Annotated in this window: 33 protein-coding genes; 30 read left to right on the plus strand and 3 right to left on the minus strand. The window is 37.6% G+C overall.

Going from position 1 to position 21,905, the window contains the following annotated elements; genetic code table 11:
• The first annotated feature begins 48 nt into the window (after positions 1–48).
• The 16 genes from FRX51_RS05770 to FRX51_RS00565 all read left to right on the plus strand — a co-directional run bounded on the left by FRX51_RS05770 (position 49) and on the right by FRX51_RS00565 (position 6,802).
• Positions 49–222, plus strand: coding sequence for a hypothetical protein (locus tag FRX51_RS05770; RefSeq protein ID WP_186627063.1), 174 nt, complete (start codon positions 49–51; stop codon positions 220–222).
• Between the two features lie 10 nt (positions 223–232).
• Positions 233–415, plus strand: a complete 183-nt coding sequence (locus tag FRX51_RS00500) for a hypothetical protein (RefSeq protein ID WP_146494891.1) — start codon at positions 233–235, stop codon at positions 413–415.
• A 105-nt stretch (positions 416–520) separates the two neighbouring features.
• On the plus strand, positions 521–811 hold the full coding sequence (locus FRX51_RS05905) for a DNA-binding protein (protein ID WP_146494893.1): 291 nt from the start codon (positions 521–523) through the stop codon (positions 809–811).
• Between the two features lie 11 nt (positions 812–822).
• Positions 823–975: a hypothetical protein gene (locus FRX51_RS05775; RefSeq protein WP_186627065.1), complete on the plus strand. Its 153-nt coding sequence runs from the start codon at positions 823–825 to the stop codon at positions 973–975.
• Between the two features lie 2 nt (positions 976–977).
• Positions 978–1,199, plus strand: coding sequence for a hypothetical protein (locus FRX51_RS00510; protein WP_146494895.1), 222 nt, complete (start codon positions 978–980; stop codon positions 1,197–1,199).
• Positions 1,192–1,536: a hypothetical protein gene (locus tag FRX51_RS00515; RefSeq protein WP_146494897.1), complete on the plus strand. Its 345-nt coding sequence runs from the start codon at positions 1,192–1,194 to the stop codon at positions 1,534–1,536. Before FRX51_RS00510 ends, FRX51_RS00515 begins: the two co-directional genes overlap by 8 nt.
• Complete coding sequence (locus tag FRX51_RS00520; protein WP_146494899.1) at positions 1,533–2,519, plus strand: DnaD domain protein; 987 nt, start codon at positions 1,533–1,535, stop codon at positions 2,517–2,519. Before FRX51_RS00515 ends, FRX51_RS00520 begins: the two co-directional genes overlap by 4 nt.
• Positions 2,500–2,739, plus strand: coding sequence for a hypothetical protein (locus FRX51_RS00525; protein WP_146494902.1), 240 nt, complete (start codon positions 2,500–2,502; stop codon positions 2,737–2,739). Before FRX51_RS00520 ends, FRX51_RS00525 begins: the two co-directional genes overlap by 20 nt.
• Positions 2,740–2,831: 92 nt before the next feature.
• Positions 2,832–3,035: a hypothetical protein gene (locus FRX51_RS00530; RefSeq protein WP_146494904.1), complete on the plus strand. Its 204-nt coding sequence runs from the start codon at positions 2,832–2,834 to the stop codon at positions 3,033–3,035.
• On the plus strand, positions 3,032–3,895 hold the full coding sequence (locus tag FRX51_RS00535; protein ID WP_146494906.1) for a recombinase RecT: 864 nt from the start codon (positions 3,032–3,034) through the stop codon (positions 3,893–3,895). Before FRX51_RS00530 ends, FRX51_RS00535 begins: the two co-directional genes overlap by 4 nt.
• Before the next feature lie 3 nt (positions 3,896–3,898).
• On the plus strand, positions 3,899–4,729 hold the full coding sequence (locus FRX51_RS00540; protein ID WP_146494908.1) for a PD-(D/E)XK nuclease-like domain-containing protein: 831 nt from the start codon (positions 3,899–3,901) through the stop codon (positions 4,727–4,729).
• Between the two features lie 140 nt (positions 4,730–4,869).
• On the plus strand, positions 4,870–5,331 hold the full coding sequence (locus FRX51_RS00545) for a RusA family crossover junction endodeoxyribonuclease (RefSeq protein WP_146494910.1): 462 nt from the start codon (positions 4,870–4,872) through the stop codon (positions 5,329–5,331).
• Positions 5,328–5,627, plus strand: coding sequence for a DUF1372 family protein (locus tag FRX51_RS00550; protein WP_146494913.1), 300 nt, complete (start codon positions 5,328–5,330; stop codon positions 5,625–5,627). The genes FRX51_RS00545 and FRX51_RS00550 overlap by 4 nt, the downstream gene beginning before the upstream one ends.
• Complete coding sequence (locus FRX51_RS00555; RefSeq protein WP_146494915.1) at positions 5,611–6,156, plus strand: DUF1642 domain-containing protein; 546 nt, start codon at positions 5,611–5,613, stop codon at positions 6,154–6,156. Before FRX51_RS00550 ends, FRX51_RS00555 begins: the two co-directional genes overlap by 17 nt.
• A 4-nt stretch (positions 6,157–6,160) precedes the next feature.
• Positions 6,161–6,403, plus strand: coding sequence for a hypothetical protein (locus FRX51_RS00560; RefSeq protein ID WP_146494917.1), 243 nt, complete (start codon positions 6,161–6,163; stop codon positions 6,401–6,403).
• 105 nt (positions 6,404–6,508) lie between these two features.
• On the plus strand, positions 6,509–6,802 hold the full coding sequence (locus tag FRX51_RS00565; RefSeq protein ID WP_146494919.1) for a helix-turn-helix domain-containing protein: 294 nt from the start codon (positions 6,509–6,511) through the stop codon (positions 6,800–6,802).
• Between the two features lie 23 nt (positions 6,803–6,825).
• Here FRX51_RS00565 and FRX51_RS00570 read toward each other — a convergent pair whose 3' ends face one another.
• Both FRX51_RS00570 and mazE read right to left on the minus strand, forming a co-directional pair.
• Entirely contained in the window at positions 6,826–7,167 is a 342-nt protein-coding gene (locus tag FRX51_RS00570; protein ID WP_146494921.1) for a type II toxin-antitoxin system PemK/MazF family toxin, read from the minus strand.
• On the minus strand, positions 7,160–7,372 hold the full coding sequence (gene mazE / locus FRX51_RS00575; protein WP_146494923.1) for a type II toxin-antitoxin system PemI/MazE family antitoxin: 213 nt from the start codon (positions 7,370–7,372) through the stop codon (positions 7,160–7,162). Before mazE ends, FRX51_RS00570 begins: the two co-directional genes overlap by 8 nt.
• 75 nt (positions 7,373–7,447) lie before the next feature.
• Between mazE and FRX51_RS00580 the strand changes: the two genes are divergently transcribed.
• The 11 genes from FRX51_RS00580 to FRX51_RS00625 all read left to right on the plus strand — a co-directional run bounded on the left by FRX51_RS00580 (position 7,448) and on the right by FRX51_RS00625 (position 15,043).
• Positions 7,448–7,879, plus strand: a complete 432-nt coding sequence (locus FRX51_RS00580; protein WP_146494925.1) for an ArpU family phage packaging/lysis transcriptional regulator — start codon at positions 7,448–7,450, stop codon at positions 7,877–7,879.
• Between the two features lie 146 nt (positions 7,880–8,025).
• Positions 8,026–8,721, plus strand: a complete 696-nt coding sequence (gene terS, locus FRX51_RS00585; RefSeq protein ID WP_261379770.1) for a phage terminase small subunit — start codon at positions 8,026–8,028, stop codon at positions 8,719–8,721.
• Positions 8,708–9,934, plus strand: a complete 1,227-nt coding sequence (locus FRX51_RS00590; RefSeq protein WP_146494929.1) for a PBSX family phage terminase large subunit — start codon at positions 8,708–8,710, stop codon at positions 9,932–9,934. Before terS ends, FRX51_RS00590 begins: the two co-directional genes overlap by 14 nt.
• On the plus strand, positions 9,934–11,328 hold the full coding sequence (locus FRX51_RS00595) for a phage portal protein (protein ID WP_146494931.1): 1,395 nt from the start codon (positions 9,934–9,936) through the stop codon (positions 11,326–11,328). The genes FRX51_RS00590 and FRX51_RS00595 overlap by 1 nt, the downstream gene beginning before the upstream one ends.
• On the plus strand, positions 11,318–12,754 hold the full coding sequence (locus FRX51_RS00600; protein WP_146494933.1) for a minor capsid protein: 1,437 nt from the start codon (positions 11,318–11,320) through the stop codon (positions 12,752–12,754). The genes FRX51_RS00595 and FRX51_RS00600 overlap by 11 nt, the downstream gene beginning before the upstream one ends.
• Complete coding sequence (locus FRX51_RS00605; RefSeq protein WP_146494935.1) at positions 12,754–12,993, plus strand: hypothetical protein; 240 nt, start codon at positions 12,754–12,756, stop codon at positions 12,991–12,993. The genes FRX51_RS00600 and FRX51_RS00605 overlap by 1 nt, the downstream gene beginning before the upstream one ends.
• Before the next feature lie 173 nt (positions 12,994–13,166).
• Positions 13,167–13,328 (plus strand): hypothetical protein, encoded by a 162-nt coding sequence (locus tag FRX51_RS05780; protein ID WP_222430690.1) that lies wholly within the window; start codon positions 13,167–13,169, stop codon positions 13,326–13,328.
• A 24-nt stretch (positions 13,329–13,352) separates the two neighbouring features.
• Positions 13,353–13,679 (plus strand): hypothetical protein, encoded by a 327-nt coding sequence (locus tag FRX51_RS00610; RefSeq protein ID WP_146494937.1) that lies wholly within the window; start codon positions 13,353–13,355, stop codon positions 13,677–13,679.
• A gap of 106 nt (positions 13,680–13,785) precedes the next feature.
• Complete coding sequence (locus FRX51_RS00615) at positions 13,786–14,049, plus strand: hypothetical protein (protein ID WP_186627069.1); 264 nt, start codon at positions 13,786–13,788, stop codon at positions 14,047–14,049.
• Complete coding sequence (locus FRX51_RS00620) at positions 14,049–14,285, plus strand: hypothetical protein (RefSeq protein ID WP_146494939.1); 237 nt, start codon at positions 14,049–14,051, stop codon at positions 14,283–14,285. The genes FRX51_RS00615 and FRX51_RS00620 overlap by 1 nt, the downstream gene beginning before the upstream one ends.
• Before the next feature lie 413 nt (positions 14,286–14,698).
• Positions 14,699–15,043 (plus strand): hypothetical protein, encoded by a 345-nt coding sequence (locus FRX51_RS00625; protein WP_146494941.1) that lies wholly within the window; start codon positions 14,699–14,701, stop codon positions 15,041–15,043.
• Positions 15,044–15,129: 86 nt separating this feature from the next.
• Here FRX51_RS00625 and FRX51_RS00630 read toward each other — a convergent pair whose 3' ends face one another.
• Positions 15,130–15,912 carry a MerR family DNA-binding transcriptional regulator gene (locus FRX51_RS00630; RefSeq protein WP_146494943.1) on the minus strand — a complete coding sequence of 261 codons (783 nt, stop codon included), beginning with the start codon at positions 15,910–15,912 and terminating at the stop codon, positions 15,130–15,132.
• 95 nt (positions 15,913–16,007) lie between these two features.
• Here FRX51_RS00630 and FRX51_RS00635 point away from each other — a divergent pair, with 95 nt between their 5' ends.
• From FRX51_RS00635 to ezrA, 3 genes are all read left to right on the plus strand, one after another.
• On the plus strand, positions 16,008–17,924 hold the full coding sequence (locus tag FRX51_RS00635) for a heavy metal translocating P-type ATPase (protein WP_146494944.1): 1,917 nt from the start codon (positions 16,008–16,010) through the stop codon (positions 17,922–17,924).
• Positions 17,925–18,066: 142 nt separating this feature from the next.
• Positions 18,067–20,019, plus strand: coding sequence for a DNA topoisomerase (ATP-hydrolyzing) subunit B (gene gyrB / locus FRX51_RS00640; protein ID WP_146494946.1), 1,953 nt, complete (start codon positions 18,067–18,069; stop codon positions 20,017–20,019).
• A 91-nt stretch (positions 20,020–20,110) separates the two neighbouring features.
• A complete protein-coding gene (gene ezrA, locus FRX51_RS00645) occupies positions 20,111–21,835 on the plus strand; it encodes a septation ring formation regulator EzrA (RefSeq protein ID WP_146494948.1) in 1,725 nt (574 codons plus the stop codon).
• The last annotated feature ends 70 nt before the right edge of the window (positions 21,836–21,905 follow it).

Consider the following 21,905-nt stretch of genomic DNA (forward strand, 5'->3'; position numbering starts at 1 on the left):
TTTCTCGTTTTTAGTTCATTATATCAAAAATAACAGAAAGGAGGTCTCATGACATTAGAAACATTGATTTTAATTTGGCTGATTGCGTCATTGTTGGCAGGGCTGATAGTGGGGTTATTATGGTTTTGCTTGGCTGTTTGGCAACTTAATGAGTGGTTAGCATTGGTAGTGAGTGTGTTACCGTTACTGGTGCTGGTATGGTATATGCTTGTAACACTTTAAGGAGGAAGAAATGAGTAAGGTAAGATTATCAGTTTTAGACCGATTGGAGATTTTGGAAGCTGATATTGATAAATTATTGGCTGATAATGTGGCTCTAAAAGCTGAAAATAAGACATTAAAGGAACGTTTGGAGCGTTTGGAAAATCCGACACCAGATAATTTGATGATGGGATTTCTACAATCGGCAAAATAAAAAAAGCCCCTTTGGACGGCAATCCAAAGAGTAATGGGGCTTACTAAAAAAAGTCAAGTTAATTATAGCATAAAGTAGATATTTTTGAAAGGGGTAGTGGTGACTATGGATGAATTGTTAGAGTCTTTGACAATGAAGTTTCAAGATAGGTTGACCTCAGCAGCTTTATCAGCTTCAGAATCAGCACTGAATTATGAACGGACGCATTTTCCACTGGAGTTAACTAAAAAGCAAGTCTGCCAAATGATTGGTGGCAATATGGATGTCACAACGTTTGACGCTAGATTTAATTGTTTTCCTGATTTTCCAAGAATCACAGGAAAAGGTCGTGAGAAGTATCCAAGAGATGCCGTAATTGAATGGTATGTTAAAAATTGGCAACGGTTGAGTGTATGAAGGGTAATGAGATGAAAAAAGTATTTAATTGGCTCTTTGCCAAACCAAAAAAAGTAGAGCGGTATGAAGTGGTCTTACCTCGTCAAACTTGGGAAGAAAATAGTCAAGTTTATGATCGTTTTCATGCTTATATGAAGCGGAAACAGACTAGTGCCAAGGTGTAGCAATGATTGATTTAGTCTTTATCTTTAATGGTTATCGACAGGTTTCTCTTGGAACTTATGAGACAGGGGATGAGGCTGTTCGTGCCTTAAAAGAGCATGTCATGGTCAATTCGGCTATCACCAATCCAACTTATCAGAAAAGTATGAGTGATAATCAGATTCGGATTGATTACGGTGCCAGAGATTGTTATTACTTGATAAAAGAGGAGGAACAGTATGCGTGAGATGTCACTGATTGAAATAATGGTGCTGAATGAAATCAAAAATAGAGGGAGTTTTGAACGACCTATCCCAGCAAAAAAATTAAGAAAAGATTGCCAACTGACAAAGCGTCAATTAGAAGTAGTTGTTGAAGACCTTCGTGTTCAATTTGGTCATCCGATTGTTGCTAAAAAGACTTTGCCTAGTGGGTATTATTTGCCTAAGAATGAGCAAGAAAGACAAGCAGGGATGAAACCCTATCAGAAGCAGATTCAAACAGAACAACGCATCTTATCTTTAGTGATGGGGATTGATTTGGCTAAATACTGGGAGAAATCATTAGAATTGGAAGGGAAGTGAAAAAGATTGCTGAAGTAGAAAAACATCGTTTTATAAAATTTTATGATGTCTTACTGGAACATGAAGAGTTGCTGAAGCTATCTTTTCATGCTAGGGGGCTATATTGTATCTTATTTGATAGATTACAATTAGCTAAGCGATACCCAGAGCATTATCAAGACAAGGACGGTGAGTTCTTTGTTGAAGTAACGGCAGATATTATGTGTCAGTGGTTGAGCGTATCCAAGCCAACCTTGAATAAAATTAAAAAAGAATTAGTTGATGTTGGGCTACTGGTAGAGAAAAAAGGTGGCTACAACAAGCCAAATCATCTATATCCTAAATCAATCACAAGTGTTATCAACCTGAGGGGGACATCAGAAGAGGTGTTCGATGGTAAACATGAGTCACAGATGGGGGTGGTATTGGAGTCCACTCGTGATCATGGAGATAAATTATTTGGTGATGAGGAAGGGGTAAAAAATCTTTATGGGGTAAAGAAACTTTATACTGGGGGTAAAAAATCTTTACGTCTAGGGTTAAAAAACTTTACGCTAGGACGTAAAAATTCTTTACGCTATGGGGTAAAAAAACTTTACCCTAATCAGACTATATACCAGACTTACAAACAGACTACAGTGAGTCGGTCGGTTGGTCAGTATTACCAAGAGCGTATTGGTGTTTTAGATGGTATCCAGTTTGAGCAGTTGATGGATTTTGTCAAACTTGACGGCATGAACGAAGAGGTGATTTGCTTAGGTATTGACTTAGCAGCCGACAAGGGTAAACGAAGCTTTAAGTATCTCTTAGGAATTTTGAGAAACTGGAAACAAGATGGTATCAAAACAGTTGGAGATGTTAAAGCGAGACAGACAGAACGCCAAGCCAAGAAATCTTATCGGTCGAATATCCCTAGTTGGTCTAACCCTGATTACAAGGGCAAGACTTACGATGAGATGATAGCAGAATTGGAAGGAGTAGATGATGAGCCAGGAGCTTTTTGAAGGTTATAACGAATTTTTGAAAGAGCGTTATGGTAGAACATGCAGCAAAGAAACGTTTAAGAGATTTATTCAGTATTGTCAAAAAGGAGTGAAGGAAAATGATGTTACTCCTGTGTTGAATCCAATCAATCTTTACGCTTTTGGGTGTGGAATAAGTTCAACAGAAGCTGATAAGCGGTTGTTTCTAAAAAGTGACACAGAAAGAGCAGGGTATGGATAATTGGGATTTTGATTATGACGATTGGAAAATATCGCCCTCAGATGATTATTGGGATGAAGAGACAACGCAAGTAGAAAACGAGGATGACGCTTATGACAGATGGCGAGATGACCAGCTCATTGGTTAGGGAACTGATAGAAAGTATCGATGATTGGCGAAATCGCTATATGGACCTTGGCTATGAGCTGGGAGAAGTTATCAACGAACAGCAAGATGTGATTGTGGCACAAGCTAGACGGATTAAGCATCTAGAGCGTGCCAATTGGAATTTGAAGAAAAATAAAAGGAGAAGATGATGACGAATTTAACAACAGTATCACATAAGGATTTTTTCAACGCCCCTTCGGTAAAGGCTAAATTTCAAGAAGTTTTGAAGGGAAAGGAAAACGAATTTGTGGCCAGTCTTTTATCGGTGGTGACCAACAATAATTTATTGGCTAAGACAAGCAACCAATCAATTATGACGGCAGCAATGAAAGCTGCGGTGTTGAATTTACCGATTGAGCCAAGTTTGGGACAAGCTTATATTGTCCCTTATGGTCGAGAAGCTCAATTCCAGCTAGGTTATAAGGGATTGATTCAACTGGCCCAAAGAAGCGGCAAGTATAAGAGCATTAACTCAGGAGTGGTTTATAAGAGTCAATTCATTGCTTACAATCCCTTATTTGAAGAGCTGGAGATTGATTTTACTAAACCACAAGATGAAGTGGTTGGTTATTTTGCAGCATTTAAGCTTTTGAATGGTTTTGAAAAGGTGACTTATTGGACCAAGGAACAAGCACAAGCTCACGGCAAACGTTTTTCTAAGACTTTTAATAACGGCCCTTGGAAATCTGATTTTGATGCGATGGCACAGAAAACCTTACTCAAGCAGATTATTAGCAAATATGGTCCTTTATCGATTGAGATGGAGCAAGCGATCGTTGCAGATAATCAGACAGAAGATGTTAAGACAACACCAATTGATGTGACACCAAAAGTTGATAGCTTAGAGGATATTATGGGCCAACCGTTGGAAGAGGCCCCAGTAGAACCCGGTAACATTAGTGACACAAGTTATCCAGCAGATGAAATCCCAAGTTTTGAAGAAGAAACTGGTGAAATTGTAGAAGAGTTGAGCTTTTTTGAAGGCAATACAACACAAATTAAGGAGTAAGACATGACAACATTAACACAAGAAAATTATTATGAAGATACAAACTATTTAACAAACTCACGTTATAAACGCTATCAGCAGTGTCAAGCTAAGGCTTACGCAGTTGATAAAGGAGATTGGGTGGAAGAACGAGATGAAACACCGCTCTTACTTGGGAATTACGTCCACAGCTATTTTGAAAGCCCAGAAGCTCACGAGCAATTTCTAGCTGAAAATGGTGATAAAATTTTGGCTAAAACTGGCAAGAATAAAGGTAAACCTAAAGCGGACTTTGTCATTGGAGATAAGATGATTGATAGCTTAGCTAATGACGATGGTTTTGGACGTCTATACCATGGTTTCTCAGAAGATGATGTGCAAAAAGAATTGATTGTTTATGGAGAAATTGAAGGGGTTCCTGTTAAAGGTAAACTGGATAGTGTCAATTTAACACGAGGTTACTTTGTGGATTTAAAAACCATGAAATCTATTTATAGTGAAGAATGGAATGCTGAGTTGAAACAAAGAGTTCCAGCAGCAGTTAATAACATTCTTGGATTTGGTTATCATGGACAATTAGGGTTATACCGTAACTTATTAAAACAAATGACCGGTCAAGAGTTCAGACCTTATATTGTGGCAGTAAGTAAAGAAACTATGCCAGATAAGGAGATTTTAGAAATTGATAATGATTGGCTTGATGAAGGCTTAGATCAATTAAAAGAGAATATAGTAGATGTTTGGAATGTTATCCAAAGTAAACAAAAACCAACAGCTTGCGAACGTTGTGATTACTGTCGCAGTAAGAAAAAACTTGGTAAGGTTGTGAGTTTAACTCAGCTAATTAACAATTAAATCAACGTGCCGTGAATCACGATAAAAGCGAACTAGAAAATGCGTCAAGAATCAACTATTGATGAATGATGTAAGGAATGGCGACTGCCTGTATTTAGCCGAAATTCACAAGAGGGCAGTCGCGTTTTTTTATAATAAAAATGAAATTGATTTTGAATATTGAACCAAAACCGCAAAGCAGACCCAAGGCAACACGACGGGGAAAGCATGCAGGGGTGTATGAAGTCCCTGAAATGATGAAATGGCGAAAACGTTGTACGGAGTTAGTTAAGGAAACTTATGACGGCCCATATTTTGATGATGCCATTAAAGTGGATATGACGTTTTATCTTCAAGCACCTAAAACACTAGCGACCCCACCTAAGCCAAGGTCAAGACAGAAAAAAATCAGAGAATATAACGATTTTATCAATGAGCGTCTTTACGTTGATAAAAAACCTGATTTAGATAATCTTGAAAAGGCAGTTTATGACAGTATTAGTAAGTCAGAAATCGTGTGGGTAGATGATAATCTGATTGTGGAACACACGACCAGAAAAGTGTATAGCCCAAATCCACGGATTGAATTGGTTATAACTGAAGTAGAAAAGGAGGGTAGATGAAACTCAGTAAGCAAACAAAAACAAACCTTAAACTTCTTTGGATCGTGTTTGAAGTGGCAGTGGTTATCTTTGCTTTGGTGGACTTATCTAAGAAAAATCCTAGTCATATAGAAGTTATGGCACCAGTCGGAGCAGTTATCAAGAAAGAGCAGCAAGGACAAAAATACACTGTCACAATTAAGGGCTATGGTAAGTTTCTAGTGACCAAGGAAGAATATGAACAAATAGAGCTTGGCGATAAAGTGCCAAAGTTTTTGGTAGAAAGGGGTGAAATGAATTATGGAAAGATTAAATGAAATTATTAAATTATTAAGTAATTTTAACAATAGTGTATTTGGTGGTTACGATAAAATGCACGGTATTTTAGATAAACTTAACTCATTAAAAGACGAGTTAGTACCAACGATACCGAGGTTTGTCGCAGATTATATCAAACAATGTAAAGATTATTCAAAAAACACTGTTTACAACGCACTAGATATATTAGAAAATACTATTGATTTCGAAGAAGTTGATAACATTTATAATTGGCTGTATAAAGACGGTGACGCAAATGAGAAGGAATATATATTTGTCAATGCTTGGTTTAATGGTTATAAAGTAGAACCTGAAAAACGATACATTGTAAGAATACCTAACCCTAAGTCATATATTTACAAACATACTGTATTAGTCAAAAATAGTAATGGTGATGTTGTTATAAGGAGAACTGATGATGATTTATATGTACACAATAGGTATCAGCTAACAGAAGTAGAAATTAAAGAAGACTTTTCTTGGGCATGGGATTTAGGTTTTGTAGAAGAAGTGAACGAAAAGGAGTAAAAGCATGGAATGGATTAAAATTGAAACAAGACCATTGACAGACGAAGAAAAGGAAATTAACCCGAATTTAGATTTTATGTATGATTGTAAAATGCCAAAAATTGGGGAAATTGTGCTTGTTACAACTTCTTATGGTAATGTAAATATCGACGCACTTATAGATTATGGTTATAGTGGAATTGGTTTTTCAGAATACGATGATGTTATCGCATGGATGCCTTTACCGAAACCGTTTAGAAAGGAGTAGTTAATGGGATCGCTTATGTTTTTAATCAGAGCAGTCAAGCAGTTTTTCAGAGCTAATCGTTATGATTGAGATGGTAAGATGTATTGGATATAGAAAGGAGAATATATGGAACTAAGGATTAGAGAATTACGTCAGCAGTTAGGTATTACTGTAAAGCAGATGAGTGAACAAACAGGAATACATCGACGTAATTTAGAAACCTACCATCAAGGGACAACACCATCTATCCAGACGATTGAGAAAATTGCTAAAGCCTATAATGTCAATCCAGCATGGTTAGTTGGTTGGAGTGATAATCTTGATGTGGTTGAAGAGCCAGTCTATATTGAGGTTGATAAAGGACGTCTGCCTCCTTACTGGAACAATGACAACGGTGGGAAGTTGATTAGTTGGAAGTAAATGAAAAATAGAGCTAGATAGCTCTATTCAAAGATAAAATGATAAAGTTGCAAAACTTGAGCAAAGGCATAATCGTCAAGTGTTGTAATTTTTTCTACACGTCTAGCACGATAGTCAAAGGTATGGAGTTGGAAAGGATTAACATAGCCATCAACTTTACTAGAATCGATAGGAACTAGTAATCCTTTTACTTTTAATTTTTCTTGTCCATGAGTAATGGGACAAACAGCAATAAATCCAGTTTGTTTGTTGTAATTGTCACTAGAAATGACTAGAGCAGGTCTTCGTTTTTGTATTTCTTTACTAGCAGAAGGGTCAAAATCTAACCAAATAATATCTTGTTTTTTAGGAATATAATTATTCATGTTCAAGTAAAATGACTCCTTCAAAATCATCTGTCATGGTTAAATTATCATTACCATTGAATGGATTAGAAATTTTAGGAACAAGCATGATAACGTCATTTTTTCCTTTTTCAATGAGAAATTCTTGTCCTGTTGTAATGCCTAAATCTTTGGGCAAAGTCACAGTGATGGAGTTGCCAACTTTTCGAGTTTTAACAAAATTCATTAACATTTCCCCCGCCTTTTTTGTATATACAAGTATATACGGAAAGATTTGAAAAATCAAGAGAAAGGTGAATCAATGACGTTTTTTCCAGATATTGATGTCGAGAAAACAAAAAATAATGCTAAACGAAAACTAAGAGAATATTCAAGATGGCGACGGATTGCAGCTGATATTGGGGAGCAAAAGTTAACAGCTAGTTATTCTTTTGAGCCTAAGCAAGCCTTGAGTAAGCCTAGCCAACCAGTGGAGCATTTAGCATTAAATAAAGTATCTGCCGAACAAGAGCTTGAGGCTATCAGATGGGCAGTTAGTGGTTTATTTGACTCGTTACATCGACGAATTTTAGTTGAGAAGTATTTGTTGCCAGAACCTAAGCAAGACTTAGCCATTTACTCAGATTTGGCGATTTCAGAAACGCTCTACTATGAAGAGAATGAAAAAGCTCTGCTAGCTTTTGCGGAATTGTTTCGTCACGGCATTCTTCTTGTGGAAAAAGTGGAGAATTAGTGGAGTTTTTGCGGAGAAAAAGCGGAGTAATTGTGGAGTTTTGAGTCATTTGTTTATGATATTATGGTAGTATCAAATAATAAGAAGACAGGACTATGAGGTCTTGTCTTTTTATTTTTACAAAACGACGAAAAGGGAGGGAGGACGTGCCAAAGCAAAGGAACGAGAAGTCAATCAAGGCTGAAGAATTGTACCGTCAAGGCTGGAAACTAGTTGATATTGCTAAAAAGTTGGGTGTTCCCTCTGGTACGGTTCGTCGATGGAAAAGTAATTATAATTGGGATGGTCAAAGCGAACGTTCGGATAAAATTAAAGTGAACGTTCGCAAAAGAGGTGGACAACCTAATAACAAAAATGCAACTGGTCTACCTGGTAATACCCATGCAGTTAAGCATGGCCTGTTTGCCAAGTATCTGCCTCAAGAAGTTTTCGGTATCGTTAAGGAATTGGAAGAAAAACAACCCATTGATATTCTTTGGGAAAACATCACATTGACTTACGCCAATCTACTACATGCTCAACGTATTTTATTTGTTGAAAATAAGGAAGATAGCAATGTTTATGTCACCAGCCAAGGCGATAACGGAATCAGTTATGAACATCAAACAGCTTGGGATAAGCAAGGGCGATCTTTTGCTGCTATTGCTAGAATACAGGGAGAGCTGCGTCAAATGATTAAGACCTATGATGAGATGACTAGGTCTGACTTGATTACTGAAGAGCAACGCTTACGAATTGATAGTATCAAAGCTAAACTAGGTAATGATAACGTCAATCGGACAGAATCTGCATTGGATGAATATTTGGAAAAACTGGGGGACAATATCAATGGGACTGAGTAAGTTATATCATGCCAAACAAATTAGTATTCTTAAACGTGCTTTGCGTGAAGATTGGTATATGATGATCAATCATGGGGCGGTTCGTGCAGGCAAGACTCAGTTGGATAATGATTTGTTTTTGCTGGAATTACGCAGAGCCAAAAAGAATGCCAAACACGACGGTGTGGAAACTCCGATGTATATTCTAGGTGCAACTAGTGGTGGAACACTTCAGACAAATATTTTGAGAGAGTTATCCGACAAATATGGTATCGATTTTAAGTTTGATAAACATGGTAATTTCATGTTATTTGGTGTTTATGTCGTCACTACTTTTACAGGGTCAATTGCAGGGCTTCGTTCTATTCGTGGGATGACGGCTTATGGAGCTTATATCAATGAGGCGACCTTGGCCAATAAAGAAGTCTTTGACGAAATTCGCAAGCGGTGTTCAGGGTCTGGGGCAAGAATTATTTGTGACACCAACCCAGACCACCCGAATCATTGGCTGAAAGTAGATTATATTGATAAGGCAGATGGTAAAAGTATTATTGCTAACCATTTCACTGTATTCGATAACACGTTCTTAAATCAGCGTTATATTGACAATCTGATTGCGACGACACCTAGTGGTATGTTTATAGAACGTGGGATTTATGGTCGTTGGGTGAGTTCTGCTGGAGCTATTTATTCAGATTATGATAAAGCCATTCATGAAGTGGATGAGTTGCCTGAATTAGTCGGCTACTTTGCTGGTGTGGACTGGGGGTTTGACCACTATGGCTCTATTGTGATTGTGGGAGTAGATTGTAATGGTCATTATTATCTCGTTGATGGTGTGGCTGAAAAAGGTTGTTATATTGACTGGTGGGTGGACTGTGCTAAATCGTTTCAAAAGAAATATGGCAACATTACTTTCTATGCTGATTCAGCTAGACATGAGCATGTTGAACGTTTCAACGATGAAAAAATTGTAACGATCAACGCTAACAAGTCAGTGATTGCAGGGATTGAAACTATTGCTAAGTTATTCAAAGAAAGAAAATTATTCATCAAGCGTGGGGTTATCCCTCGCTTTTTTGATGAGATTTACCAATACCAGTGGAAGTCAAATAGTTCTGGCGATGAACCTTTGAAAGAGTTTGACGATGTGCTAGATGCTTTACGCTATGCCATCTATTCTAGAATTACAGGCACTGGTAGTCATATTAAATTATTCAAAGGAGGTTTTTGATGTCACTAGTCAGTCTAAATAAACGAAAATTGTTGACTACATCAACAGAAGAAGTGACAGAAGATTTGGTAGCCGAAGCAGTCAGACTTCATCAGTCACAGTTGCTCAAAGGTTATGTGGAAAACGAAGAAATGTATATGTCACGTTACGACATTTTGAAAGCGTCAAAGAAAGAACCGTGGAAGCCGGATAATAGGCTAGTTATTAACTATGCCAAATATATTGTGGATACTTTTAGCGGTTATCAAATAGGTGTTCCTGTAAAGGTAAGGCATGATAATGAACAAGTAACGGACTTCATTGACCGTTTTCGTAAGATTAACGATATGGAAGATACAGAGTTTGAACTGGCCAAGATGGCAGATATTTTCGGCCATGCTTTCTTGTATGTCTATCAGGACGAATTGGGTCAAACTCGAGCGACCTATAATAGTCCAGTCAATATGTTGTTAATTCATGATAACAGTATCGAAGAAAAGCCTTTGTTTGCGGTGCGATATGCTTTTAATGATGGCGAAGTTACAGGTTATGGTCAAGTGCTTACGGCTAGGGAAATCATTAATGCTACTTTCCAGTTAGGTGGTGAGGTTACTTTTGGAGAGCGTAGCTCACATATCTATGGAAAATTACCTGTTGTGGAGTTAATTGAAAACGAAGAACGACAAGGAGTTTTTGAAAGTGTCAAAACCTTAATCAATGCTCTTAATAAGGCTGTAAGTGAAAAGGCTAATGATGTGGACTATTTTGCTGATGCTTACTTGAAAGTGTTGGGAGTTGAGCTAAAAGAAGGCATGGCTGATCAAATCAAGGAAAATCGTATTTTTAACTTGTGGAAAAACAGTGCTGATGGCGTTCTCCCTGATGTCGGTTTTTTAGAAAAGCCAAACTCTGATACGACGCAGGAAAACCTGATTGCTCTTTTGAAAGAAACTATTTTTACTGTATCAATGGTGGCTAATCTATCAGATGAAAATTTTGGTAATACATCAGGGACGGCTTTGGCTTTCAAACTTCAAGCTATGGATAACTTGGCTAAAATGAAAGATCGTAAGTTACAGTCAGCACTTAATCGTTTGTATGAATTGGTCTTTAATGTGCCGATGGCAACTGTGCCAAGCGACAGTTGGACGGGGATTAAGTATCAATTTACTAGAAACGTGCCACGAAACATTCTTGAAGAGTCTCAAATTGTTGCTCAACTGTCTGGACAGGTATCTGATGAAACTAAGTTGTCGGTGTTATCTATCGTGGACAGTCCACAATCTGAGTTGGAAAAGATGGCAAATGAAGAAAAAAATGCTAGTCGTTTATCTCGTATAATGGCTCAACAAGAACGCTTGGCTGATAAGGACTTACAGGCTAATAGTCAGGACGTGATTGCAAATGGCCAGTGATTATTGGAAGAAACGATTAGAAGCCGAACAGTTAGCCAGAATTGAGCGTGACGCTACTTTAAGTGATGAGATGGATAGATTATACCAATATCACTTTAAGGAGCTAGAAAAGGAAATGAGAGCCTTTTCTGAACGCTATGCTCAAAAAAATAATTTAACCTTGGCAGATGTTAAGGCTAGGGTTGATGAAATGGATGTCGTTGCTTTTGAAGAAAAAGCTAAACGGTATGTAGCAGAAAAAGATTTCTCGGCCAAAGCTAATGCAGAATTGAGCCTATATAACTTGAAGATGAAGCTCAACCGTCTAGAGTTATTACAATACCAATTGGATTTAGAAATGTTGGCACTTAGTCAAGGCGAACATCAACTGACAGAGCGTTTTTTGAACGCAGAGTACGTCAAGGAATTGGAACTACAAGCGGGCTTATTAGGTCAATCCGTTTTGAGTGTTGGACAGTTAGAAACTATTGTTAAAACTATCTTGAACACACCATTTAAAGGAGCCGTTTGGTCAGATAAGATTTGGGAAAGACAAACCCTGCTAAGAGAGATTGTGGCTCGCATGACAGAAGATTACTTACTCAAAGGCAAAAATCCAACTGGTATGATTCCTAAACTCCAAAAAGAGTTTGAGGTATCTGCTCGTCAAGCTAAACGGTTAGCCGTTACAGAAGGGGCAAGGATAGCCACTGCTGCACAAGCTCAGATGTACAAGGCTAATGGTTATGATGAGTATGAATTTGTTGCAGAACCAAAGGCTTGTCAGTTGTGTAAACCTTTAGATGGTAAAGTTTTCAAAGTGGAGAAAATGATACCAGGAGAAACTGCAGCACCCATGCACCCTTATTGTAGATGTACAACTGTTGCATATTATGCAACAACTGAGAAAGAGTATGAGAGGTTGATAAGAGAGAGTGTAGAGTCTATTCGTAGGAAAACGCTTGAAAAAGATAGGGAGAAGGTGTATAATCAAAATATGACAAGTAGTGGTGCGATTTATGGAGCATGGAATGATAAGAATGACCCGTATAACAAGGAACGTGATAGACATGCTCAAATGTATTATGAACAAGTCAGAAATCGAGATAAAGTAAAAGAAATTACTCGTGTAGCTCATAATAGCAACTTCTCAATTTCAGATATTGATAAGATTTATAATCATGTTTTTATCAAGGAGCATGATTTAGATGAAGGCCGTAAAAGATTTGATGCTAATTATGATATGGCTGAATCTTGGAGAAGATTATCAGAAAATCAAGGTAAAAATATCCAAAAGCATGATATAATTATGTTATATCATGAACTTATGGAACTTGGGTTAATGGCTAAAGGAATGAATTATAATGAAGCTCATGAAAAAACTAATGAAATTTATCACTATCAAAAAGCATGGATTGCTTGGGCTAAGGAAAAAGGAGACTTGTAATGCTTAGATTGATTAAAATTTTTAATTCAAATAGTAAAGGTTATTGGTATATTCCTGAGAACAAAGCACCAGGAATGGTAGAGATTGATGAAAAAACAGGAGAAGTAGTTGTAGCTATTGAATCTACTTATGACACTGAACTTGGCTATCCTTATTTTGCAAATAAAGCTCGAGGAGTGGTTAAGCAAATGTGGGATAGCGGAGAATTGCCAGACGAAAAATTTTTAGCTTGGGGATAAAAAATTATATTATAAAGATAAAATATGAATCAACAATCAAATTTTTAAGCACTTAGAACAATCTGAGTGCTTTTTTGATACTTTTATTATAATTAGTAACGACAGCTGTTCCAGTTGTTGGTCTTTATATCACTAACAAAAATAAAATTAAAGAAGGTGAACATCGCTTAATCGTGATGGAAATGAAATTGGAGCATTTGTCAGGTAAGATTGACCATAATGTCGACCGTTTGGATAACCATGAAGAACAAAATAAGTCCTTGTTAATCTTTGCGGAACAATTACATAGCTTAACAGAAGATGTCAAGGAATTAAACAAAATTCTTCGGGTTTGAATTTAATAAGTTTGGAGCTACAAAATGATTAAAGAACGTTTTCTAAAACCGTTTGCAAGTATAGAGGGTAGGATACAGGCGTCATCTATACTTATACCACCTAATGTTATTTTATCTTTTTTACAATCAGCTAGTGATGAAGAATTAACGAAAATCAGTTATTCAATATTTGTTCTCTTTCCGGATGAGATTAGAACTTTCAAAGATAAAAAATTCGTGGAAGATTATGTAAAAACTTATAAACTACCTCCGAAACGAGATTTAGTATATAAAATAAAAGCAGGAAGATTGGTTGATATGTTAAGAAAAAACAATCAACTGACAGCAAAGCAATTTTTAAGGGAAACTTAACTTAAAATATCTCAGAATTAGTTTGTTCAAAAGCTATTTATATCAGTAATATTTGCTTAGCCACCTTTTTAGATATATATATCTTAGAAAAGCTAAAGTATGTGATATGGATTTCTGGGAGCATGATTTAGATGAAGGCCATAAACGATTTGATCCTAATTATGATATGACTGAATCTTGGATAAGATTATCAGAAAATCAAGGTAAAAATATCCAAAAGCATGATATAATTATGTTACATCATGAGTTACTGGAGTATCGCTTGATGAAACAAGGATTATCTTATAGTGAAGCCCATAAAGAAACAGATAAAAAGTATAATTATTATGAGGCATTAAAACAGTGGCAAATTGAAAGAGGTGATTTGTAATGATAAAACTGGAAAGAATAAAAAATTCAGGAAGTTCAGGCTATTTTTATCATCCTGAGAATACAGATGATGTAGGAATGATCGAAATCAAGGGTGATGAAGTTTTTATTGCTGTTCAGTCTAATCGTGACAAAGAGCTAGGAGTTCCTTACTATGCTAACAAGGCAAGAGCTGAAGTTTTACGTTTACTAAAGGCTGGAAATCTAGTTGATACTAAAATTTTAGCGTGGTATTAATTTATTGTTTGATCTTAATCGGAGAAGTCGTCGTAGAAATACGGGGACTTTTTTGTGGATATAATTTGCTAAAATGAAAGGATATACGATGAACCAAAGGATAAAGAGAGAATAGTTATGTATGGCAAAACTTGAAAATAAAGTAGCACAGTTGACAGTTGAAAATAAGGCGTTAAGGGGATTTTATCCTTGAGAAAGGGACAGAAGAAGTCCTTATTTAGTCGGAGATAAGCTAACTGTATGAAATTCCATACGGTTTTGTGTTTGCCCAAACTGTGCTGATGGAGTTAAAAGCTGTATGAGTGTTATGAACTTAGGCGATTTTATTAGTCAATCTGTTAAAAAACTAAGTGGTAGTTTGCTTATTTGAACTTGAGTAGTATAATAAAGATAAAGAAGCGAGGTGAAGGGAAATGGGCGAACTGGAACTATTAGCTCAAGATTTAAGACAGGTAGAGGCTAAGCTTTTGCGTGCTTGGTTGTGGCTATTGTTGTGGGTAGTTCTTTTGCTTACGACGATAATCTTTGCTTTTATATATATGGCAAATGAAAAGGTTTCAGTAGGATTATGGAGAGTGATTACTTGGATATTTCTTTTGCCAGCTCTTGCAGACCCTGTCTTTTATTGTGTACTGGCTTGTATGAATTTAGGGATATTTTGTCAGATGCAGTGGGAAAATATAGAGAAATATGAGCATGAGTGTTCCAGGGCAGAGTTATATTTAGACAGTGCAATCAAGTCAACTCAAGGACATTAACTAATAAAATAATAAAATGATATTGTCTAAGGATAGTGTCGTTTTTTATTTAGAAAAGGATTTAAGATGTCAACACCCTTAGGACGTTAAACCATAATATAACGCAATTCCAAATGTGGTAAACGAAGATGGTAGGGATTTTCAAATGTTTCTAGGATAAGAAAATTTTGAATGCCCTTGTCACGATGTAGTTGCTTGAGTCGTTGATCAATCTGATCCTGATGGATATGTTCGGCATGGATATGTTTTTGGTTAAGGCAAATACTAAGACGCTCTGGCTGGCTCAAACATTCTTTAACCTTGATAGCTAAATATTGCTGCCAAGTCTCATTTTGATAAGTGTAGTAACAGCCAAGACGATTGTCGTATTGGAGGCCTTGCTCTTCTAATTTGAGTAAGGCTTGGCGAGCCTGTTGGTGGTAGTTAGCCGATAGGATTTTTCCTTGAAAATCAAAAAGCAGAAAGTCGTCATTTTGATCTTGCAAATGGGACTTATGGGTCTTGTCAAGTTGGTCAGATAGTAGGAGTTGATCATGAAGATTTTGCAGATAGGCCTTGTCTTTGTCAACCTGTTTTTCGATTTGTGTAATTTTCTCCCTAGCTTCTTGAATAATTTTACTCATGTCAATGGTATCTGCGTCAAGAATATAATTGTTAAAATCCTTGAGTGGCAAGCCATAATCTGCACACATTTTAATCAAGGCAACATAAGGAATATGAGAATGCGAATAGTAGCGGTAACCATTGTCTTGGTTAATATGACTAGGCGATAGAATACCGATTTTTTCATAGTAGCGTAGGGCTTTGACATGAATGCCTGAAAATTTACTTAACTGACCAATGGTTAAAAAATGTTGAAAATCTGCCATAAAACGCTTGACCTTCCCTTTACAGTATAGTTTATAATAAGAGTATAACAAATCAAGAAAGCTTTTCCAAGCTATTCGATTAAAGGAGAATTTTTATGAGTGAGAAAAAACATAATAAGAACTGCCAACATAGCCATAGCAAGCTAAAAGTATCGCCAATGGTCTTGTTTTTCGTTGGTATTGGCATTTTTATTCTAGGCTTAGTCTTACCTGTTAGTGATACGGTTAAGGCGATTTTCTCAACAGTTGCCATGTTGGTGTCAGGCTACCATGTTATGTGGGAGGGGATTGAAGATACCATTCAAAAAACTAAGGAAAAAGGAAAATTCACTCCAAATACACATATTTTGATGACCCTAGCAGCCATTGGAGCGGTTTTACTGGGTGAAGCGACCGAATCAGCACTGTTGATTTTTATCTTTGCGGGAGCTCATTTTCTTGAAGAATATGTGGAAGGACGCAGCCAACGTGAAATCACTAAACTGCTACAATTAAATCCAACTGAAGCCCGCCGTCTATCTGGTGATGGTAATGTGGAGGTTGTGCCGGTGGATCAATTGGCAATCGGAGATCGTGTTCAGGTGTTGAATGGTGGTCAAGTGCCAACAGATGGTGTCATCATTGAAGGAACGACAAGCATTGATGAATCAACTATCAATGGTGAGTCAATTCCACGTGAAAAAACAGTGGGTGATACGGTATTTGGTTCAACCATAAATGGTAACAGCACCTTTGTCATGGAAGTGACCAAGGATAGTTCAGACACGGTCTTTTCTCGTATTTTGCAACTGGTAGAGGCTTCTCAAAGTAATCTATCTCCAACGGCAAGTCGTATTCGAGCTTTTGAACCAGTTTATGTGAATATTGTTCTTTTGGTGTTTCTTGCCTTGATGTTTGTTGGGCCACTAGTCTTTAACTGGACCTTGGCTAAGACTTTCTCAATCGGTTTGACCTTTATGGTGTCAGCGTCGCCATGTGCTTTGGCTGTTTCTGCAGTGCCAGCGACCCTAGCAGGCATTTCTAATCTAGCACGTCAAGGGGTCTTGTTTAAGGGTGGGGCTTATCTGTCTAACCTTAGTGACTTGAAAGCAATTGCTTTTGATAAAACAGGTACTTTGACAGAAGGAAAACCAAAGGTGGTTGACTATCGCTTTGAGCAAGATGTGGTGAGTAATGACGAATTACAGGCTATCTTGGTTGGTATGGAGCAGCAATCCAACCATCCTCTCGCGACGGCTATTGTGAATTATTTTATGCCTAATCTAGTGGTAGGTGTGCCAAGTCTGGAGATTGAAACTCGTCTTGGAGAAGGGATTATCGCAGATTATCAAGGACATCGTTATCGCATTGCCAAGCCAAGTTCATTTGAAACAATTTCTCAAACTTGGTTGACGGTTAAAGAGGAAGAAGAGAGTCAAGGACGCACGGTTGTTATGGTGGCTATTGATAATCAAGTCGTTGGATTTATTGCAATTCAAGATGTGCCTCAAGAAAGTGCCTTGACAGCCATTGATTATTTCAATAAAGCTGGCGTGAGAACGGTAATGATTACAGGTGATGCTAAACTGACTGGTGAAGCAATTGGACGTCAGTTGGGGATCGCAGACATCGCTGCTAATGTCATGCCTGAGCAAAAGGCTGAGATTATCAAAACTCAACAAGCCAACTATGGTTTGACGGCTATGTTGGGTGACGGAGTAAATGATGCACCGGCCTTAGTAACGGCGGATATTGGGATTGCCATGGGAGAAGGGACAGATGTGGCGATTGAAACAGCAGATGTTGTTTTGATGAAAAATGATTTGTTGAAACTGATGGAAGCCCACCAAGTATCGAAACGTTTAAAAAACGTTATTTTACAAAACATTGTCTTTTCAATGCTCGTTGTCTTTCTACTTATTAGCTTAACTTTCTTTGGTAATCTCTCAGTGGTGGCCAGTGTGACACTACATGAAGGGTCAACCTTACTTGTATTACTAAATAGCTTACGTCTATTACTCAGACGAAATTAAGCCTTAAACTGACCACTTGTTTAGTTGGTCAGTTTTTGATTATTTGAGAGGTTATATGGTGACTTTTATTGTAAACACTATGATTTTTATGAAAAATATGCTATAATAAACAGTAAAACTATCAGGAAAAAAGGTTGTTCAGATGACAGAAGAAAAGAAACAAATGGCAGATCTCGCCAAGGAATATGATGCCAGTCAGATTCAGGTCTTGGATGGCTTAGAGGCTGTTCGTGTTCGCCCAGGAATGTATATTGGCTCAACGTCTAAAGAGGGTTTGCACCATCTTGTTTGGGAGATTGTTGACAACTCGATCGATGAGGCCTTGGCAGGTTTTGCTAGTGAAATCGAAGTAATTATCGAGAGCGATAATTCGATTACTGTAATTGACGATGGCCGTGGAATTCCTGTCGATATTCAAGAAAAAACAGGACGTCCTGCAGTAGAAACGGTTTTTACGGTCTTGCATGCCGGAGGAAAATTTGGTGGTGGTGGTTACAAGGTTTCTGGTGGTCTGCATGGAGTAGGTTCTTCAGTTGTTAATGCCCTGTCAACCCAACTAGATGTTAAAGTCTATAAGGATGGCAAGGTTTATTTCCAGGAATACCGTCGTGGGCAAGTTGTTGCTGATTTAGCTGTGATTGGTCAGACAGACCGTACAGGAACAACCGTTCATTTTACGCCAGATCCAGAGATTTTCAAAGAAACAACGGAATATGATTTTGATAAGTTAGCTAAGCGTGTGCAAGAGTTGGCCTTTCTTAATCGTGGTTTGAGGATTTCTATTGCAGATAAGCGTTCCGGTAAGGAACAAGTGAAACCATTTCACTATGAGGGTGGTATTGTTAGCTATGTTGACTATATCAATTCCAATAAAGATACTATTTTTGAATCTCCGATTTATACAGATGGTGAGCTAGAGGGAATTTCGGTCGAAGTGGCAATGCAATACACCACCAGTTACCATGAAACTGTGATTAGTTTTGCCAATAACATTCACACCCATGAAGGTGGAACTCATGAACAAGGTTTTCGGACGGCTCTGACGCGTGTCATCAATGATTACGCGAAAAAAAATAAGATTTTAAAAGAAAATGACGATAATCTAACAGGAGAGGACGTGCGTGAAGGTTTGACGGCTGTTATTTCTGTCAAACATCCAAATCCCCAGTTTGAAGGGCAAACCAAGACGAAACTAGGCAATTCAGAAGTGGTCAAGATTACCAATCGTTTGTTTAGTGATGCCTTTAGTCGCTTTTTATTAGAAAATCCACAAATTGCTAAAAAGATTGTCGAAAAAGGTATTTTAGCGAGTAAAGCTCGGATTGCAGCTAAGCGCGCGCGTGAAGTGACCCGAAAGAAATCTGGTTTAGAAATTTCCAATCTACCTGGTAAATTGGCAGATTGTTCATCAAATGACCCAAGTCAAAACGAATTGTTCATTGTTGAGGGGGATTCGGCAGGTGGCTCAGCCAAGTCTGGCCGTAATCGTGAATTTCAAGCGATTTTGCCTATTCGTGGTAAGATTTTGAATGTCGAAAAAGCTACCATGGATAAAATTCTAGCTAACGAGGAAATCAGAAGTCTATTTACTGCTATGGGAACTGGTTTTGGTGCTGATTTTGATGTGGCTAAGGCCCGTTATCAAAAATTAGTCATCATGACCGATGCCGATGTTGATGGTGCCCATATTCGTACCTTATTGTTGACCTTGATTTATCGTTTTATGCGACCAATCTTGGAAGCAGGTTATGTGTATATCGCCCAGCCACCAATTTATGGAGTGAAGGTCGGTAGTGAGATTAAGGCCTATATTCAACCTGGTGCCAATCAAGAACAAGATCTGAAAGAGGCTTTAGACCAATATAGTCAAGGCCGTTCAAAACCGACTGTTCAACGTTATAAAGGTCTGGGAGAAATGGACGATCATCAGCTTTGGGAAACCACGATGGATCCTGAAAGACGTTTGATGGCGAGAGTTTCAGTAGATGATGCAGCAGAGGCTGATCGCATTTTTGATATGTTGATGGGGGACAAGGTTGAACCACGTCGTGAATTTATCGAAGAAAATGCGGTTTATAGTACCTTGGATATCTAGTTCGGCTTATTTTGAAAATCAGACTCAAGTGTGTTATAATGGGCTTATTGTCGTCTGATGAGTGAAAAACAAATATTTAAGGAGATAGGGAATGTCTAGCGGAATCATTTTGCTAATGGTAGCTATAGTGCTAGTTGTCATTATTGTTTACCTAATTAGCGTTATTATTCGAAAGCGTAATGACTCGCTGATTGCAAAATTAGAAGAAAGAAAACAGACCCTTTTTTCATTGCCAGTCAATGAAGAAATACAAGCGGTCAAGCAGTTAAATTTAGTTGGTCAAAGTCAGGCTAATTTTAAGGAATGGGAACAAAAATGGTTAGATTTGTCCGAAAATTCCTTGGCGACAGTGGATGCCAGCGCCCTTCAGGCTGAAAAGTTTAATGATAGTTTTAACTTTATTCGAGCCAAAAATGAAATCACAAGAATTGAGAGTCAGCTAGATTTGGTTGAAGAAGACATCACTGCCATTCGTGATGGTTTGACTGTTCTTTGTGAACAAGAAGAAAAAAACAGTGCGCGTGTGACACATGCTCTTGATTTATATGAAAATCTACAAGAATCTATTAAGGAAAATTCAGACAATTTTGGGTCAACCATGCCTGAAATCCAAAAGCAATTAAGCAATATTGAAGCAGAATTTTCACAATTTGTTACCTTGAATTCATCAGGGGATCCTTTGGAAGCCTCAGTCATTCTTGATCGAGCAGAAGAACACACGATTGCTTTGGGTCAAATTACAGAACAAATTCCAGCTATTGTTGCTAAGTTAGAAGATGACTTCCTTGATCAGTTAGATGATTTGGAAAATGGTTATGGTCGTCTTTTGGAAGAAAATTATCATTTTGCTGAAAAAGACATTGAAAGCCAGTTCCGTCAAATTCGTGAAGCCATTAGGAGTAACGCATCTGAATTGGTGACCTTGGATTTGAACCGTGCTCGTTCAGAAAACGAGGAGATTCAAACCAAGATTGATAGTCTTTATGATACCTTTGAAAAGGAAATTCAAGCACAGAAGCAAGTGAGTAAGGACATCAAGGTTATTCCAGATTATCTAGCTCATGTAAAAGGAAATAACGAGAAATTAGAAACAGAATTGGCTCGCTTATCTCGGAAATACATTTTGAATGACAATCATAGTGCGAGAATTCGTAACTTTGCTACGGATGTGACGAAGATTGACGAGGCAATTAAACCGACAATGGATAATTTTGAAGAGCAGGAATTACCTTTTTCCGATTTACAAGTCTTGTTGAGTCGCAGCATGAAAACCTTGTCTGATGTTGAGGCAGAACAACTAGAGGTTTTTGAGGATTTGAGAAAAATTGAGCAGACAGAAAAAGAAGCGCGTCAAGGCGTTGATATGTATGTTAATAGATTGCATACAATTAAACGTTATATGGAAAAACGTAATCTTCCAGGTATCCCTCAAGATTTCCTAAGTGTCTTTTTTACAACTAGTTCACAGCTTGAAGCTTTGATGGAAGAGCTTAGCCGAGGTAGAATGGATATTCAAACCATTGGTCGCTTACTGGATGTTGCCAAATCTGCCATGTTTAATTTGGAAGAAACAGCCTATCAAGTAGTCCAACAGGCTACCTTGACTGAGCAGTTGTTGCAGTATTCAAATCGCTACCGTAGCTTTGAACCAAGTGTTCAAAATAGCTTTGAGCATGCCTTGAAATTGTTTGAGGTTGATTATGCCTACCAAGAAGCCTTTGAAGAAATTTCTTATGCTTTGGAACTGGTTGAACCAGGAGTTACCGATCGTTTTGTTTCATCTTATGAAAAAACACGGGAAACAATTACTTTCTAAAAGAAAAGGTTAAATCAACGATTTAACCTTTTTTTGATAGGTGTTGAAGTTGCAGGATGATTTGGAAAAA

Source organism: Streptococcus sp. sy010 (genome assembly GCF_007859175.1).
In the GTDB taxonomy this organism is placed as follows: Bacteria; Bacillota; Bacilli; order Lactobacillales; family Streptococcaceae; genus Streptococcus.